This is a genomic window from Actinoplanes derwentensis (assembly GCF_900104725.1).
Classification (GTDB): domain Bacteria; phylum Actinomycetota; class Actinomycetes; order Mycobacteriales; family Micromonosporaceae; genus Actinoplanes; species Actinoplanes derwentensis.
Genome location: NZ_LT629758.1, coordinates 4,661,880 through 4,677,531 on the forward strand (window position 1 = coordinate 4,661,880; position 15,652 = coordinate 4,677,531).

The 15,652-nt window shown below is 70.2% G+C and carries 13 protein-coding genes and 10 tRNA genes; 5 read left to right on the top strand and 18 right to left on the bottom strand.

The features are described 5' to 3' along the window. Positions 1-2 precede the first annotated feature (2 nt). The 11 genes from BLU81_RS20650 to BLU81_RS20700 form a co-directional block, all read right to left on the bottom strand. Positions 3-75, bottom strand: a tRNA-Lys gene (locus tag BLU81_RS20650). Positions 76-86: 11 nt separating this feature from the next. Next, a tRNA-Pro gene (locus BLU81_RS20655) sits at positions 87-161 on the bottom strand. A gap of 11 nt (positions 162-172) precedes the next feature. Further along, a tRNA-Met gene (locus BLU81_RS20660) sits at positions 173-245 on the bottom strand. A 5-nt stretch (positions 246-250) separates the two neighbouring features. Next, a tRNA-Ser gene (locus BLU81_RS20665) sits at positions 251-339 on the bottom strand. Positions 340-350: 11 nt separating this feature from the next. Then, positions 351-423: transfer RNA gene (locus tag BLU81_RS20670), tRNA-Ala, on the bottom strand. 5 nt (positions 424-428) lie between these two features. Further along, positions 429-502, bottom strand: a tRNA-Leu gene (locus BLU81_RS20675). A 16-nt stretch (positions 503-518) separates the two neighbouring features. After that, positions 519-591 (bottom strand) — tRNA-Leu (locus BLU81_RS20680). Between the two features lie 9 nt (positions 592-600). Continuing rightward, positions 601-673 (bottom strand) — tRNA-Arg (locus tag BLU81_RS20685). Between the two features lie 4 nt (positions 674-677). Beyond that, a tRNA-Ala gene (locus BLU81_RS20690) sits at positions 678-750 on the bottom strand. A gap of 68 nt (positions 751-818) precedes the next feature. Beyond that, positions 819-891 (bottom strand) — tRNA-Trp (locus BLU81_RS20695). Between the two features lie 57 nt (positions 892-948). Then, positions 949-1,143, bottom strand: a complete 195-nt coding sequence (locus BLU81_RS20700) for a hypothetical protein (RefSeq protein WP_092546186.1) — start codon at positions 1,141-1,143, stop codon at positions 949-951. Positions 1,144-1,212: 69 nt separating this feature from the next. Here BLU81_RS20700 and BLU81_RS20705 point away from each other — a divergent pair, with 69 nt between their 5' ends. After that, on the top strand, positions 1,213-1,599 hold the full coding sequence (locus tag BLU81_RS20705; RefSeq protein WP_092546187.1) for a DUF2784 domain-containing protein: 387 nt from the start codon (positions 1,213-1,215) through the stop codon (positions 1,597-1,599). A gap of 18 nt (positions 1,600-1,617) precedes the next feature. Here the strand turns inward: BLU81_RS20705 and BLU81_RS20710 are convergent, their stop codons facing one another. Beyond that, positions 1,618-2,184: a TetR/AcrR family transcriptional regulator gene (locus BLU81_RS20710; protein WP_092546188.1), complete on the bottom strand. Its 567-nt coding sequence runs from the start codon at positions 2,182-2,184 to the stop codon at positions 1,618-1,620. Between the two features lie 46 nt (positions 2,185-2,230). On the opposite strand from BLU81_RS20710, the gene BLU81_RS20715 reads away from it, so the two are divergent. Continuing rightward, positions 2,231-3,070: a class I SAM-dependent methyltransferase gene (locus BLU81_RS20715; RefSeq protein WP_092546189.1), complete on the top strand. Its 840-nt coding sequence runs from the start codon at positions 2,231-2,233 to the stop codon at positions 3,068-3,070. 19 nt (positions 3,071-3,089) lie between these two features. Here the strand turns inward: BLU81_RS20715 and BLU81_RS20720 are convergent, their stop codons facing one another. From BLU81_RS20720 to BLU81_RS20730, 3 genes are read right to left on the bottom strand one after another with little or no spacing between them, the layout of a single operon-like run. Beyond that, the gene (locus BLU81_RS20720; RefSeq protein ID WP_092546190.1) at positions 3,090-4,496 is read right to left on the bottom strand and encodes a glucose-6-phosphate dehydrogenase; all 1,407 of its coding nucleotides are present in this window, start codon (positions 4,494-4,496) and stop codon (positions 3,090-3,092) included. After that, a complete protein-coding gene (locus BLU81_RS20725; protein WP_092546191.1) occupies positions 4,493-5,194 on the bottom strand; it encodes a response regulator in 702 nt (233 codons plus the stop codon). The genes BLU81_RS20720 and BLU81_RS20725 overlap by 4 nt, the downstream gene beginning before the upstream one ends. Then, the gene (locus BLU81_RS20730) at positions 5,191-6,747 is read right to left on the bottom strand and encodes a sensor histidine kinase (RefSeq protein ID WP_231954671.1); all 1,557 of its coding nucleotides are present in this window, start codon (positions 6,745-6,747) and stop codon (positions 5,191-5,193) included. The genes BLU81_RS20725 and BLU81_RS20730 overlap by 4 nt, the downstream gene beginning before the upstream one ends. A 76-nt stretch (positions 6,748-6,823) precedes the next feature. Here BLU81_RS20730 and BLU81_RS20735 point away from each other — a divergent pair, with 76 nt between their 5' ends. From BLU81_RS20735 to BLU81_RS20745, 3 genes are all read left to right on the top strand, one after another. Further along, a complete protein-coding gene (locus BLU81_RS20735; RefSeq protein WP_092546192.1) occupies positions 6,824-8,191 on the top strand; it encodes a cation:dicarboxylate symporter family transporter in 1,368 nt (455 codons plus the stop codon). 203 nt (positions 8,192-8,394) lie between these two features. Continuing rightward, a complete protein-coding gene (locus BLU81_RS20740) occupies positions 8,395-9,369 on the top strand; it encodes an ATP-binding cassette domain-containing protein (protein ID WP_092546193.1) in 975 nt (324 codons plus the stop codon). Further along, positions 9,366-10,133, top strand: coding sequence for an ABC transporter permease (locus tag BLU81_RS20745; RefSeq protein WP_092546194.1), 768 nt, complete (start codon positions 9,366-9,368; stop codon positions 10,131-10,133). Before BLU81_RS20740 ends, BLU81_RS20745 begins: the two co-directional genes overlap by 4 nt. Positions 10,134-10,176: 43 nt before the next feature. Here BLU81_RS20745 and BLU81_RS20750 read toward each other — a convergent pair whose 3' ends face one another. The 3 genes from BLU81_RS20750 to BLU81_RS20760 all read right to left on the bottom strand — a co-directional run bounded on the left by BLU81_RS20750 (position 10,177) and on the right by BLU81_RS20760 (position 15,615). After that, positions 10,177-13,521: an AfsR/SARP family transcriptional regulator gene (locus BLU81_RS20750; RefSeq protein WP_231954672.1), complete on the bottom strand. Its 3,345-nt coding sequence runs from the start codon at positions 13,519-13,521 to the stop codon at positions 10,177-10,179. A gap of 86 nt (positions 13,522-13,607) precedes the next feature. Next, a complete protein-coding gene (locus BLU81_RS20755; protein WP_092546196.1) occupies positions 13,608-14,288 on the bottom strand; it encodes a potassium channel family protein in 681 nt (226 codons plus the stop codon). Further along, on the bottom strand, positions 14,281-15,615 hold the full coding sequence (locus BLU81_RS20760) for a TrkH family potassium uptake protein (protein ID WP_092546197.1): 1,335 nt from the start codon (positions 15,613-15,615) through the stop codon (positions 14,281-14,283). Before BLU81_RS20760 ends, BLU81_RS20755 begins: the two co-directional genes overlap by 8 nt. Positions 15,616-15,652 lie beyond the last annotated feature (37 nt).

Consider the following 15,652-nt stretch of genomic DNA (forward strand, 5'->3'; position numbering starts at 1 on the left):
AGTGCGCCGCCGGGGGCTCGAACCCCGGACCCATCGCTTAAGAGGCGATTGCTCTACCTGCTGAGCTAGCGGCACATCGAACTACGTCGGGTCGGCGGGATTCGAACCCGCGACATCTCGCTCCCAAAGCGAGCGCGCTGACCAAGCTGCGCCACGACCCGTTGGTACTGCGTATCGCCGGGTGGTTTCGAACCACCGACATCTCCGTTATGGGCGGAGCGCTCTGACCCCTGAGCTACGGCGACCTGCGCGGAGAGTGAAGGATTCGAACCTTCGACAGAGGTGACCCCCTGCTACGGATTAGCAATCCGCCGCCTTAGACCACTCGGCCAACCCTCCCACTTGATGCGTGGACCCGGCCGGACTCGAACCGGCCACCTTCCGCGTGCAAAACGGACGCTCTACCTGATGAGCTACGAGCCCTTGCGTACCCGGAGAGGGATTCGAACCCTCAACCTCTGCGACCTGAACGCAGCGCCTCTGCCAATTGGGCTACCCGGGTTTGATCTGCTGATACGTGCCCTCGGCGCGATTCGAACGCGCACCGTCCAGAGCCTCGGTCTGGTGCCTCTGCCGTTGGGCCACGAGGGCGTTGACGCGTGTCCCCGGAGAGATTTGAACTCCCGGCCGCCGGAGTCGTATTCCGGTGCTCTATCCGCTGAGCTACGGGGACGAGGTGGACCCGGGCGGGTTTGAACCGCCGGCCTCCGGTATGCCGAACCGGCGCGCTACCTGCTGCGCTACGAGCCCACGATCCGGCCTGGTCACGGCCGGAAGAAAATGGTGTCATCCGCTGTGTAATTGTCAAAAAGAATGCGCACGGGCAGCAGGAGTCGAACCCGCATCTGCCGGATTTGGAAGCCGGTGCTCTTCCGGTTGAGCTACACCCGTATACGAAAAAACCGCCCGTTTCCGATGAGGAAGGGCGGCGCTTGCGCTAGCTGGATGCTAGCCGCGCCACCGGCCCGGGAGTCGGCTCAGACTGCGGGCGGGGGAACTCGGTAGGGCCATCGTGGCCTGGGACATCGCGGTCCGGGCCGGCGCGGCTGGGGAGAGGGCGGACGAAGCCGTCGCGGCCTGCCACATCTGCTTGGCGGACATCATCTCCCCTTCCTGTTCCCTTGTTTCGTCCGGCTGTGTCATGCCGGTGAGAACAAAGTTAGGCGACTCTCCGGCTCCCGTCCAACCGATTAATGGGAGAAACTTGAGGGCATGATTTTCCGGGTGCTGGCCGAGGCCACCATGGTGGCGCATTTTCTGTTCATCGCGTTCGTGGTGCTGGGTGGTTTCGTGGCCTGGCGCTGGCCGAAAGCGATCTGGTGGCATCTGGCCGCGGCGGCGTGGGGGCTGTGCATCGTGGTGTTCGAGCTGAACTGTCCGCTGACCTATGTGGAGGATTGGGCGCGGGACCGGGCCGGGCAGTCGGGGCTGAGCCGGGGGTTCATCGACACGTACCTGACCGGGGTGATGTATCCGGAGCGCTACCTGAACGAGGTGCGGCTGCTGATCGCGGCGGTGGTGGTGTTCTCCTACGCGGGCCTGGCACACCGCTGGCGGCGCCGGGCGCCACGACAGGAGGCACCGCGGCAGGAGGGGTGACCGCGGGAGGGTGACGGGTCAAGCGGGGATGATCGCCTCGACGGTGCGGCGCAGTTCGTCCGGGGTGGGTGGTGAGCCGGTTCGGTCGGCGTAGAGCAGGTGGCCGGTTCCGATCAGAACAGCGCCGAGGACCGTGGCGTCGGCGACGGCGGCGACCCGGCCGTGGGCGCGTTCGTCCTCCAGGTAGTCGGCGAGTGCCACCGCGCCCTGGGTGAGCACCGGCACTCCGGCGGGCCAGGTGTCGCGGAGGCGGGCGCGCAGCCCGTCGCGGAAGGTGACGAGGGCGACGATGGCGACGGCGACGGAGCCGAACAGCTCGGCGAGGAAGGCGGCGACGTTTCCGGTGACGGTGCCCGCGCCGGCCTGGAGCGGGGCGGTGTCCATGCGGTGGACGCGATCCAGGACGTAGTCGGCGAGGAAGGCGTCGAAGTCGGTGAAGTGGCGGTGCAGGACGCCTTTGGCGCAGCCCGCGGTGTCGGTGACGGCACGGCTGGTGAGCGCCTCGGGTCCGGATCCGAGCAGGATGCGGTCGGCGGCGTCGAAGAGTTGTTCCCGCACGTCGCGCAGGGCCACACCGGTAGGCACACGTCAAATCTAGCCGAGTGGGCAAGCGCCCATTTAGAGTGGGCACATGCCCGCTAACAATGCGGCCGCCGACGAAGGCGGACAGAACACCAAGAAAGAGATCGCCCAGTCCTTCGGGCTCGACCCGGAACGTTACGACCGCGCCCGGCCCCGCTACCCGGCGGCGATGATCGAACGGATCGCGGCCGGAAACACGACCGTGCTCGACGTCGGGATCGGCACCGGCATCGCGGCCCGCCAGTTCCGGGACGCCGGCTGTCAGGTGCTCGGCGTCGAGCCCGATCCGCGGATGGCCGCGGTGGCCCGGCGCCACGGTTTCGAGGTCGAGGAGTCCCGGTTCGAGGACTGGGATCCGAAAGGCCGCACCTTCGACGCGGTCGTCGCCGGTCAGACCTGGCACTGGGTGGACCCGGTCGCAGGAACGGCGAAGGCGGCGGCATGCCTGCGCCCGGGCGGCCTGATGACCCCGGACGGGCGTATGACCCCGGACAGGCGTATGACCCCGGGCGGGCGAATGACCCCTGGCGGGAGGCTCGCCCTGTTCTGGAACACCGTCAAGCCCGCCCCCGAGCTGGCCGGGGCGTTCGCGGATGTCTACCGGCGGGCGGCGCCGAGTCTGCCGTTCGATCCGTGGGCGGACGCCGACCCGTACGGCGCGATCGTCGAGAAGGTGTCGGGCCCGCTGACCGATCCCGAGGTGTGGCGGTTCGGATGGGAGCACGAATACGAGCGGGCGGACTGGCTGGACCAGGTGCCGACCGCCGGCGGCCATCAACTGCTGCCGGCGGTCGAACTGGAGGCGTTGCTGAAGGGGCTGGGTCAGGTGATCGGCGAGAGGTTCACCATGTCGTACGAGACGGTCGTGGTGACCACTACGAAGTGGTGACACTACAAAATGGTGACCACTACGCAGGCAGGAAGAGGCTAGGTCCGGCGGTTCCGGCCGGGTATTCGCGCAGCGGCACCTCGCCGGCCTGCCAGGCGGACGTGACCGGTTCGACGATGCGCCAGCACTGTTCGGCGGTGTCCGCACGTACCGAAAGGGTGGGGTCGTCCTCGAAGACGCCGCGCAGCACCTCGCCGTAAGGCGGCAGGCCACCAGCGCCGAAGGTGGCCTCCAAACTGATCGGGTCCAGTTCGAAGGGGTCGCCCGGCCCGTTGATGTTGAAGTCGAGGGCCAGGTGGTCGGGGCCGAACCCGATGCGCAGCCGGTCCGGCTCGTCGCAGCCGTGCAGCCCGTCCGGCACCCGCGGCGGCCGTTTGAAGGTGATCACGGCTTCCTTGCGGCTGTCGCCGATCGCCTTGCCGGAGCGCAGCCGGAACGGCACGCCCGCCCAGCGCCAGGTGTCGACGGTGAGGACGATCTCGGCGAGGGTCTCGGTGCCGCGGGACGGGTCGACGCCCGGTTCGTCGGCATAGGACGGCAGGTCGCCGCCGGCGGTGTAGCGGGCCCGCAGGCTGCTGTCGGCCGGGGTGCCCCACAGCCGGGTGGCCCGGAGCACGTCGGCCTTGCGGTCGCGGAACTCCGCGGCGGCCAGACTGAACGGGGCTTCCATGGTGAGCAGCGCGAGGATCTGCAGGAGGTGGCTCTGGATCATGTCGGCGAGCGCGCCGGCCCGGTCGTAGTAGCCGGCCCGGCCTTCCAGGGCGAGGTTCTCGTCGAAGACGATGTCGACAGATTCGACGTGGGTGGAGTCGAGGATCGGTTCGAAGATGCGGTTGGCGAACCGCAGGCCGAGGATGTTGAGCACTGTCGACTTGCCGAGGAAGTGGTCGATCCGGTGCACCTGCTCCTCGGGGACGGCAGGGGCGAGGCGGGCGAGCAGGGTGTTGAGTTCGGCGGCGGACTCGCTGCTGGTGCCGAACGGTTTCTCCAGCACGAGCCGGGTGCCGGGCGGCAGGTCCACGTCGAGCAGTGCCGCGCAGGCCTTCGCGGTGACGGCCGGCGGCAGGGCGAAGAAGATCGCCACGGAGCCGTTTGTCGCAGCCAGCAAAGACCGAAGATCGGAAGAGCTGGTCACGTCGGTACGAATCCAGCGGGCTCGGTCGGCCACAGCCGAGGCAGCCGGCGTGTCGTCGGAGACCGGTGTCTTCTGGCCGGTGGACTCGGCGGCCGCTGCCGCGCCGTGTGCGCCGAACGAGTCGTGGACGCGGGCCTGCCACCGGGCGTCGTCCCAGTCCTCGACGGAGGCGCCGATCAGGGTGAGGCCGGGGACGTGCCCGGCGGTGAGCAGGGCGCCGAGGCCGGGCAGGAGCAGCCGGGCGGTGAGGTCGCCGCTCGCGCCCAGGATGATCAGGGTCTGGTCCGTCATGGCCCCTGGTTACCCGTGGGGGCGGGCCGGTACTCGACCTCGGGACGGCCGGGGCCGCCGTAGCGGGGGTTGCGGACGACTCGGGCGGCGTCGGCGAGGTGTTCCAGGTAGCGGCGGGCGGTGACCCGGGAGGTGCCGGTCCGGGTGGCGACCTCGGTGGCGGACAGGCCGCCCGGTGCGGCGGCGCGCAGTGCTCCCAGGATCAGGTCGAAGGTGTGCGGGTCGAGTCCTTTGGGGAGGGTGTCGGCGGGGGCGCCGCGCAGGGTGGCGAAGACCCGGTCGACCTCGTGCTGGGCGGCCACCTCGGCGGAGCCGGCGAGCTGGCGGCGGTACTGGGCGTACCGGTCCAGTTTGTCGCGGAACGCCGCGAAGGTGAACGGTTTCAGCAGGTAATGGGTGACGCCGAGGGCGACCGCCTGGCGGATCATGGCGATGTCCCGGTTGGAGGTGACGGCGAGGACGTCGGTGCCGCTGCCGGCCGATCGCAAGGCGCGGGCGATCTCCAGGCCGTGTTTGTCGGGCAGGTTCAGGTCGAGCAGCACCAGGTCGACGTGGTCGGCGCGGAGCCGGGTCATCGCCTCCCGCGCGGTGTGCGCGACACCGGCGACGACAAAACCTTCGACCTTCTGGGTGTACGCCCGGTGAGCCTCGGCGATCAGTGGGTCGTCGTCGACCACCAGCACCCGGATCGGTGTCATGACGGCACCGGCAGTCGTACGGTGATGACGGCTCCGCCTTCGGGTCCGGTGCGGATGTGGTAGCCCCCGCCGTACCGTTCGGCGACCTGCCGGACCAGGGACAGTCCGATGCCGTGCCCGGCTCCCTTGGTGGTCCAGCCGCGCTGGAAGGCGACCGCCGCCTGGTCCGGGGTGAGGCCGGGCCCGTTGTCGGTGACCTGGACCAGCACTTCGCCGTCCTGTTCGCGGACCAGCACGTCGACCTTGCGGGGCAGGGGTGTCTCGGCGACCGCTTCCAGGGCGTTGTCGATCAGGTTGCCGACGACGGTGATCAGGTCGCGGCCGCTCAGCAGGCTGGTGGTGAGCCGGGAGTCGCCGTCGACGGTGAGTTCCACGCCGCGTTCGCCGGCCTGTGCGGATTTGCCGAGCAGCAGGGCGGCCAGGGCGGGTTCGCCGACGGCGCCGACGACCTGGTCGGTGAGTTCCTGGGCGAGGGCGAGTTCGGCGGTGGCGAGTTGGATGGCTTCGTCGGTGCGGCCGAGTTCGACCATGGTGAGGACGGTGTGCAGGCGGTTGGCGGCTTCGTGGGCCTGGGCGTGCAGGGCTTCGGTGAGGCCGCGGACCGAGTCGAGCTCGCCGGTGAGCGCGCGGAGTTCGGTGTGGTCGCGCAAGGTGAGGACGGTGCCGAGGACGCGGCCGTCGAAGCGGGTCTCGCGGCGGCTGGCGACCAGCACCCGGTCGCCGATGAGGACGGGTTCGTCGACGGTGGGCCGGACTTCGGCGATCAGTCCGGCGACTTCGGCGGGCAGGCCGGTGGGTTCGTCGTCGGTGACGCCGAGCAGCCGGCGGCCCTCGTCGTTGATCAGGGTGACGCGGCCGTCGCGGTCGACGACGACCAGGCCCTCACGGACAGCGTGCAGGACGGCGTCGTAGTACTCGAACATCCGGGTCATCTCGGCCGGGCCGATGCCGTGGGTCTGGCGGCGGAGCCGTCTGCTGAGCAGCCACGATCCGAAGGCGGCGAGCAGCAGGGCGAGACCGGTGGCGGCGGCGAACGCGGGGATCTGGGCGATCAGCTCGCGGTCGATGGCCTCGCTGCGGATGCCGACCGAGACCAGGCCGATGATCCGGTCACCGGTGTCGCGGACCGGGACGACGGTGCGGACCGAGTCGCCGAGGCTGCCGCGGTACTCCTCGATGACGGTGCCGCCGCGCAGGGCGTCCTCGACGGTGCCGACGAACGGCTGCCCGATCAACTCCACGGTCGGGTGCGTGTAGCGGGTCCGGTCGGGGGCCATCACCACGATGAAGTCGGTGCCGGTGGCCTTACGGGTCGATTCGGCGTACGGCTGGAGCCTGGTTGTCGGGTTCGCCGTCTGCAGTGCCTCGACCACCGACGGTGAGTGGGCGATCGACTCGGCCACCGCGACCACTTCGGCGATGGCGGCGGTGCGGGCGTCCCGTCGGGCGAGAAGCACCGCGCCGACCGTGCCGATCGCCACCAGCAACGTCACCACCAGCACCTGGAGGGCGAAAAGTTGCCGGGCGATGCTCCATCGACGTGCCAAACCCATGCCCCGATCGTTTCGTTCGGATGAACAGAATGAACGTAACGGTGAAAGTGGCTGAGACCCAGGCCACATTCTCGGCATGACTTCCACCACCGCCCCGGTCAAACGGGACCGAACCCACTTCCTGTACCTGGCGGTCATCGTGGCCGTCCTGCTCGGCATCGCCGTCGGCCTGATCGTGCCGGACGTCGCGGTCGAGCTCAAACCGATCGGCACCGGATTCGTCGATCTGATCAAGATGATGATCGCCCCGGTCATCTTCTGCACCATCGTGCTGGGTGTCGGATCGATCCGGCAGGCCGCCCAGGTCGGCAAGGTCGGCGGTCTGGCCCTCGCCTACTTCCTCAGCATGTCGACGGTGGCGCTCGCGATCGGCCTGGTCGTCGGTAACATCATCCACCCCGGTTCCGGGATGCACCTGGACGAGAAGGTCGCCGCGGCCGGGCAGAAGGCCGTCGGCACCGACGCCGCCCCCAGCACCGCCGACTTCCTGCTCGGCATCATCCCGGACAGCCTGCTCTCCCCGTTCGCCTCCGGCAACGTACTCCAGACCCTGCTCGTGGCCCTGCTCGTCGGTTTCGCGCTGCAGTCGCTGGGTTCGATCTCCGAGCCGATCCTGCGGGCCATCGGGATGTTCCAGCGGGTGGTCTTCCGGGTCCTGGCGATGCTGATGTGGCTGGCCCCGATCGGCGCGTTCGGCGCGATCGCCGCGGTCGTCGGTGCGACCGGTGTGGACGCGCTGATCAGCCTGGCGCAGATCATGCTCGGCTTCTACATCACCTGTGCGCTGTTCGTCTTCGTGGTGCTCGGTTCGATCCTGTGGCTGGTGGCCCGGATCAACATCCTCAGCCTGTTCAAATATCTGGGCCGGGAGTTCCTGCTGATCGTGTCGACGTCGTCGTCGGAGTCGGCGCTGCCCCGCCTGATCGCGAAGATGGAGCACGTCGGGGTCAGCAAGCCGGTCGTCGGGATCACGGTGCCGACCGGGTACTCGTTCAACCTGGACGGCACCGCCATCTACCTGACCATGGCGTCGCTGTTCGTGGCGCAGGCAATGGGTGACCCGCTGTCGGTCGCCGAGCAGGTGTCGCTGCTCCTCTTCATGATCATCGCGTCGAAGGGTGCCGCCGGGGTCACCGGTGCCGGCCTGGCCACCCTGGCCGGCGGCCTGCAGAGCCACCGCCCCGACCTGGTCGACGGGGTCGGCCTGATCGTCGGCATCGACCGGTTCATGTCCGAGGCCCGCGCCCTGACCAACTTCGCCGGCAACGCCGTCGCCACGGTCCTGATCGGCACCTGGACCAAGGAGTTCGACCGGGAGCGCGCCGAACTGGTCCTCGCCGGCGGCGACCCGTTCGACGAGACCACCATGGTCGACGACCACCACGCGGCCCCGCCGGCCCCGACTGCGGAACCGGAGCGCAAGTCCGAGCCCGCCGCCTCGTAACCCGCGCTTCCTCAGCCCCGCCGCTCACCATCGAGCGGCGGGGCTTCTTTGCGTGGTGGATCGGGGTGCGGAACGAACCGCAACCCACCACGCAAGAACGCGAGCCGCATCGCGTGGTGACGTCGGGTGCGGAACGAAGCGTGGCAGGGGCGTGACAGCGGCGTGTGCGGGGCGTGGCAGCGGCGGGCGGCAGGCTCCGGGGCATGACAGACGATCTGGTGGTGCGCGCCGAAGGGCTGCGCAAACGGTTCGGCAAGACACAGGCGCTGGACGGGGTGGACCTGTCGATGCGCCGCGGGACGGTGCTCGGCGTGCTCGGGCCCAACGGCGCGGGCAAGACGACCGCGGTACGGGTGCTGGCCACCCTGCTGAAACCCGACGAGGGCAGTGCCGTGGTGGCCGGCATCGACGTGTTGAAGGAGCCCGCGAAGGTCCGCCGCAAGATCGGCCTGACCGGGCAGTACGCGTCGGTCGACGAGGACTTGACCGGCGTACAGAATCTGGTGTTGATCGGTCGTCTCCTGGATCTGACCAGGAGGGACGCGCGAGCCCGGGCCGATGAACTGCTGGCGTGGTTCGACCTGCAGGAGGCGGCGCAGCGGCCGGCGAAGACGTATTCCGGTGGCATGCGCCGTCGTCTCGACCTGGCCGCGAGTCTCGTCGGGCACCCCGAGGTGATCTTCCTGGACGAGCCGACGACCGGCCTGGACCCGGCCAAACGCGAGGACATGTGGGGTGTGGTCCGCACCCAGGTCGCCAGCGGCGCGAGTGTGCTGCTGACCACGCAGTACCTGGAGGAGGCGGACGCGCTCGCCGACGAGATCGTGGTCGTCGACCACGGCCGGGTGATCGCGCACGACACCCCGGACGGGCTCAAGCGCAAGGTCGGCGGGCAGACCCTGAACGTGCGCCCGGCCGACCCCGGCCGCCTGCCCGACGTGCTGCGGCTGCTCGACCTGGTGGCCGCCCCGGGCACCACGGCGAGCCGGGACGAGGCCGCCGGAGCACGGGCCGGAGCGGCCTCGGTGCCGGTCTCCGGCGACCACGTCCTGGACAAGCTGATCCCGGCGCTGCGCGCGGACCACATCGAAGTCACCGAACTGGCCCTGCACCTGCCCAGCCTGGACGAGGTGTTCCACGTGCTGACCGGCCGTACGAAGAAAGAGGAACTGGTATGAGCACCCTGGCCATCGCCCGGCACAGCACGTCCCTGGCCCAGCGCAGCCTGATCAAGACGATCCGCACCCCGGAGGCGCTGATCGACGTCACCATCCAGCCGGTGATCTTCCTGCTGCTGTTCACCTACCTGTTCGGTGGCGCGATCGGCGACGGTGATCGACACGCCTACCTGCAGTTCCTGTTACCCGGCATGCTGGCGCAGTCACTCGCGATGGGCGGGGTGGCGCTCGGGCAGAACCTCAACGCCGACATCGAGAAAGGTGTCTTCGACCGATTCAGATCACTACCGATCTCGCGGGCCGCGCCACTGATCGGTGCGGTGCTCGCCGACGTGGTCCGCTACCTGTCGGTGTGTGTGGTGATGCTCGGCTTCGGCACGATCATGGGCTTCCGGGTGGAGACCGGGTTCCTTCCGGCGGTGGCCGCGGTGGCCCTGTCGATCGGGTTCGGGCTCTGCTTCTGCTGGATCTCGGTGTGGGTGGGGATGCTGGCCCGGACCTCGGGCGCGGTGCAGGGCATCATGTTCCTGCTGGTGCTGCCGCTGACGTTCGGTTCCAACGTGTTCGTGTCCACCGACACGCTGCCCGGCTGGCTGCAGGCGTTCGTGTCGGTCAACCCGATCACGCCGCTGGTCAAGACGATCCGCGGGCTGCTGGTCAGCGGGCCGGTGGCCGGGCCGCTGGTCACCACCCTGTGCTGGATGGCCGGTCTGCTGGTGGTCTTCGTGCCGCTGGCACTGCGGGCCTACGCCCGGCGGGCCTGAGATGCCGCCGGCTCCGCGGGCCTTCCCCCGGCGGGCCTGAAGATCAAGAACCCGGCAATGCGAGCCGCGCGGGGTCGATGAGACTCTGCGCGGCTGCGATCTCCAAGGACCAACCGGCGGCGTACGCCTCCCCGAAGCCCTCCTCCCCCAGCGCCGCCCGCGACCGGCTCGCGATCCGGGTCACATGCAGGTCGGTGTGGTCGTGCGAGCCACGCAGCCGGGCCGCCGCCCCGATCAGCAACGCCGCCTCCCGGTGCTGCCCGCGCAGGTCGGCCAGCCCGCCCGCGGTCACCGCCACCATCGCGACGATCGGCATGTCGCGGGTCTCCACCGCCGCCGCATACGCCAGAGCGAGAGCTTTCTCGGCGGTCTCCGGGTCGTCGCGGTGGATCGCCAGCGCCGCCCGGACGTTACCGACGATCGCGGTGCCGTGGTCGCCGCCCATCATCGGCATGCCCGTGCCCTCCGCCCCGAGCCCGGCCGCCGCCCGGTCCACCAACTCCTGTGCCCGGTCGTACTCGCCCAGCCAGATCAGGAACCCCGCTTCCAGGGCGTCCAGCAGCAACGTCATCTCCACCGACCCGGACCGTTCGGCGCGTTCCCGGGCCATCGCGACCGCGTCCCGGGCTCCGTCCGGATCGCCGCGGCGCATCTGCAGGTCCGCCCAGCGCAGGTCGATGAAGATCTCGTCAGCGATGTCGAGGGACCCGAACTCGCGAGCGTGTGCACGAGCCGACCGAAGATCGTCGAGGGCCCCGTCCAGGTCGCCGTCGAACTGCCGGATCAGCGCCCGCAACGGCAGCGCGGTGGCCTGGCCCCAGCGGTCGCCGATCAGCCGGAAACCGTCCAGGGCCGCGCTCACGTGCCGGCTCAACTGCTCCAGGTCGCCGTTGTTCTCGGCGATCTGCGCCTTGAACAGGTTGGCGAGCGCGGCCAGCCACCGGTCCGGCCCGTTGATCAGCCGGTCGACGCGCCGGCCCGCGTCCTCGTCCTGGCCGGCGAAGTAGAGGGCGGCGGACGCGATCGCCCCGGCCGGGCCGGGCAGTTCGTCGTGCCGGGACAGCCGGGCGGCGAGATCCGCGAGACGGTCGATGCGCTGCTGGGCGGTTTCGGTCATCAGGGCCGGTTCGGTGGAGGTCCGGTTCAGCATCAGCACCGCCTCGGCGCAGTCGGCCGACACCACATCGATGTCGCCGGGCGTGTCCAGGGCCGCCCGCAGCCAGTACCAGGCGTCGGCGTGCCGCCCGAACATCTGCCAGTACCAGGTCAGATCCAGGGCCAGCGCGACCGCGGCCCGGGCGTTGCCGGCGTCGCAGTAGTGGCGCAGCGCGGCGAGCACGTTGTCGTACTCGGCCCGGAACGCCCGCAACGCGGCCACCTGATCGGCGGTGCGCAGCCGGGCGTCGTACCCGGCGACCAGCGCCGCCAGGTAACCGGCCGCCACGTCCCGGACCTCGTCGAGGATCCCCTGTTCGGCGAGGCGTTCGATGCCGTACTCCCGCAGCGTCTCCAGCATCCGGTAGCGGCCCGCCTCCGGGCCCAGCTGCAGGATCGACCGGTCGACGAGAGCGGCCAGCAGTTCCGGGACGTCCCCGGACCCGATCGCGGCCGCCGATCCGGCGGCCACCCCGCCCGGCAGCACCGCCACCCGTTCGGCCAGCGCCCGTTCCTGGTCGGTGAGCAGATCCCAGCTCCAGGCGATCACCGCGCGCAGCGTGCGATGCCGGGGCTGCGCGGTGCGGCTGCCGCTGGTCAGCAGCCGGAACCGGTCCGACAGCCCCGCCGCCAACTCGGGCAGGCCGAGCGTGCGCAGGCGGGCGGCGGCCAGTTCCAGCGCCAGCGGCAGGCCGTCCAGAGCACGAACGATCCGCACCACGTCCCGCACCGTGCCGTCGTCGACGGTGAACCCCGGCCGGACCGCGGCGGCCCGCTCGGCGAACAGTCGCACCGCCGCCGACGCCGACGCCCGGTCCGATGCGTCGTCCGGCTCCGGCAGCCCCAACGGCCCGAGCGGCACCAGCGCCTCCCCGTCGACGGCGAGAGGCTCCCGGCTGGTGGCCAGCACCCGCAACTGCGGGCAGCGCACCAGCAGCGCCGAGACCAGAAACGCGACCGCGTCGATCAGATGCTCACAGTTGTCGACCACGAGCAGGATCCGCCGCCCGGACAACCGGTCGGCGAGCACGTCCAGATCGTCGCGACCTTCCGGGCGTACCCGGCCGCCGGTCTCGAAAAGCGCCGACCCGCGCAGACCCGCAGCCGCCACGACCGCCGCGCCCACCTTCGCCGGCTCAGTCACCGACGCCAGATCGATCAGCCACGTGCCGTCCGGATGGTCCGCGGCATGCCGCCACGCGGCCTCGGTGGCCAGCCGCGTCTTACCGGCACCCCCCGGCCCGGTCACGGTGACCAGCCGCCCACCAGCCAACAGCCGGTCCACCCGGGCGAGGTCGTCCTCCCGCCCGACAAACCTGGTCAACGACGCCGGCAGATTCGTCGGCGCCACCCCCGCCGATCCCCCATCCCCCTTCACCGGTACGGCCACCCCGCCCGCTTCCGGCCAGTCTCCGCGGGGCAGCACGGGCGGTCTCCCGGTCCTTGGCGCGGGCCGGTTTCCCCCGGCGCTCCCGGTCGTTGCGGGCGCGTCACCGCGGAGCAGCCGCACGTGGCGTTCCCGCAACGCAACCCCCGGATCCGCGCCCAGCTGGTCGGCCAGCCCCGCACGGATCCGCTCGTACACGGCGAGCGCGTCACCCTGGCGCCCCTGTGCGGCCAGCGCGTCGATCAGCAGCCCCGCGAACCGTTCGTCGATCGGATACTCAGCCACCAGACCCGTCAGCCGGGCCGCGGCTCGGTCACCCCGGCCGAGACCGATCTCGGCCTCCGCCAGATCCGCACCCACCTCGACGACATCACGGGCCAGGCGCACCGCGTGCGCGGGCGCGACATCAGCCAGTTCCGCGGCGACCGGTCCACGGGCCAGCCCTGCGGCCTCGCCCAGCGTCTGGACGGCCACCGCGAGATCTCCGCCGCGCAGCCGTTCCCGCCCAGCGGCGGCCAGTCTCTCGAACCGGATGACGTCGACATCCCCCGCCACCAGCCGATATCCGCCTTCGGACTGGGCCACCGCGTCCGCCCCGGCAATCCGCCGAAACCGCGACACCAGCGACTGCAACGCGTTGACCGGGTCAGCAGGCCGGTCCTCGGGCCACAGCGCTTCCACCAGCACCGCGGGAGCCACCGCCCGCCCACCGGCGACGGCGAGCCGGGTGACGAGCCCGCGAAGCCGGGTGCCCGGAATCGGAATCCCGCTCCCACCCCGGTCCACCCGCACCCCACCGAAGAGGGCGACGGCCAGCGCGTCCCCCCGGTCCCCGCGAACACTCACCCGCCGATCCTCCCTCACCCCGGCCATCGCGACGATCCCGCCTGGGGCGTGCCGAGTCACGGTTCGCGTCACAAAGCGGCGCCGGGTCAGTTCTCGGCGGCGTAGGCCTCCACCTTCTCGGTGTCGCCGGCCACGATCAGGACGGCGTTCTCGGGGATCGTGGTCTCTGGTCTGGCGTACACGAAATCCTCGCCCGGCCGTTTGGTGCCCACCACCGTCACGCCCCATCGGGTGCGCAGCGCCAGGTCGGCCAAGGTGCGCCCGGCGGCACCGCGGGGAGCGCGGACCTTGGCGATGGCGAAACCGTCGTCGAATTCGATGTAGTCCAGCATCCGGCCGCTGATCAGGTGGGCCACCCGTTCGCCCATCTCCGACTCGGGGAAGATCACGTGGTCGGCGCCGACCGACGACAGGATCTTGCCGTGTTTGACGCTGGTGGCCTTGGCCCAGATCTCCGGTACGCCCATCTCGGTGAGGGTGAGCACAGTGAGAACGCTGGTCTCCAGGTTGGTGCCGATGCCGACGACGGCCCGGCCGAACTCGTGCACGCCGAGCTGGCGCAGCGCCTCCTCGTCGGTGGAGTCGGCTTCGGCGACCTGGGTGAGCCGGTCCGACCAGTCCTGGACGATCCGCGGGTCGGAGTCGATGCCGAGGACCTCGTAGCCGAGTTCCAGCAGGGCCTCGGCGACGGCGCCACCGAACCGGCCGAGGCCGATCACCGCGACGTGGGCGCCCTGGGCGAGCTTTTCGTCCTTTTCGTCAGCCAACGAGGGGTCTCTCCTCCGGGTAGCGGTAGTGGCGGCGGCGGGTGTTGAGGGCGATCGCGGTGCCGACCGCGATGGTGCCGACCCGGCCGACGTACATCAGGATGACCAGGACGACCTGGGCGGACGGCGGCAGGGTCGGGGTGACGCCGGTACTGAGGCCGACGGTGGCAAACGCCGAGGTGACCTCGAACAGGGCCCGGTCGAACGGGATGTCCTCGGTGAGCGCGTCCAGGACGACGGTGCCGGTGGCGACCAGGGCGACACCCAGCAGCGCCACGGTGACGGCCTGCCGCTGGGTCTCCTCGGCGATCCGGCGTTTGCGGATGACCACGTCGGGTTCACCGCGGATCTCCGCCCAGATCACGAACCCGAGCAGCATGAACGTGGTCAGTTTGATACCACCGGCGGTGCTGGCGCTGCCGCCGCCGATGAACATCAGCCCGTTGGTGACGGCGATCGTCTCGCTGTTCATCCGCCCCAGGTCGACGCTGTTGAACCCGCCGGACCGGGTCATCACGTCCTGGGTGAACGACGCGAGGATCTTGCCACCGGTGCTCAGCGGGCCGAGCGTGCCCGGGTTGCGCCATTCGAAGGTCAGGAAGACCAGAAAACCGGCGACCGAGAACAACAGGCTGCCGGTCACCGTCAGGAAGGTGTGGGTGGACCAACGGCCTGGCGTACGCCATTCGCGCGCGAGTTCGAACAGGACCGGAAACCCGATCGAACCGGCCATCACCCCGAACGCCAGGGGCAGGCAGATCCACGGGTCGGTGACGAACCGCACGATACTGTCAGAGTAGAGGGCGAATCCGGCATTGTTGAACGCCTGCACCGCGTGGAACACGGCTTCCCAGACGGCGCGGCCGAGCGGGTAGTCGTACCCGAACCGGAATCTCAACGTCAGGACCAGGGCGATGGCGCTCTCGCACACCAGCATGACCATCGCCACCCGGAACAGGATGCCGCGCAGATTGTCACCGAACAGCCCGGCACTCTCGGTCTGGGCCAGCAGCCGGCTGCGCAGCCCGAGCCGGCGCGACACCAGCAGACTGATCAGGGTCGCCATCGTCACGATGCCGAACCCGCCGATCTGCGACAACACCGTCAGCAGTACGTGGCCGAAAGTGGACCAGTACGTCGGCGTGTCGACCACGGCCAGCCCGGTGACACAGACCGCGGACGCCGCCGTGAACAGGGCGGTGACGAAGGGCGCGTGACCGGGTTCGGCGCGGGCCGCGGGCAGCATCATCAGCCCGGTCCCGATCACGATCAGGGCCAGAAACGCCAGCGGCACGACGCGGGCCGGATGCCGCCAGGGAGATCGCACCGCTGAGTCATATCACCCGTTGTGGGCGGCGCGCTCG

Excerpts from the sequence above, each read along its gene's own strand:
- BLU81_RS20730 (WP_231954671.1), bottom strand. The coding sequence starts at position 6,747 with ATGGGTTTGGCACGTCGATGGAGCATCGCCCGGCAACTTTTCGCCCTC.
- BLU81_RS20715 (WP_092546189.1), top strand. The coding sequence starts at position 2,231 with ATGCCCGCTAACAATGCGGCCGCCGACGAAGGCGGACAGAACACCAAG.
- BLU81_RS20725 (WP_092546191.1), bottom strand. The coding sequence starts at position 5,194 with ATGACACCGATCCGGGTGCTGGTGGTCGACGACGACCCACTGATCGCC.
- BLU81_RS20735 (WP_092546192.1), top strand. The coding sequence starts at position 6,824 with ATGACTTCCACCACCGCCCCGGTCAAACGGGACCGAACCCACTTCCTG.
- BLU81_RS20705 (WP_092546187.1), top strand. The coding sequence starts at position 1,213 with ATGATTTTCCGGGTGCTGGCCGAGGCCACCATGGTGGCGCATTTTCTG.
- BLU81_RS20745 (WP_092546194.1), top strand. The coding sequence starts at position 9,366 with ATGAGCACCCTGGCCATCGCCCGGCACAGCACGTCCCTGGCCCAGCGC.
- BLU81_RS20740 (WP_092546193.1), top strand. The coding sequence starts at position 8,395 with ATGACAGACGATCTGGTGGTGCGCGCCGAAGGGCTGCGCAAACGGTTC.
- BLU81_RS20700 (WP_092546186.1), bottom strand. The coding sequence starts at position 1,143 with ATGACACAGCCGGACGAAACAAGGGAACAGGAAGGGGAGATGATGTCC.
- BLU81_RS20720 (WP_092546190.1), bottom strand. The coding sequence starts at position 4,496 with ATGACGGACCAGACCCTGATCATCCTGGGCGCGAGCGGCGACCTCACC.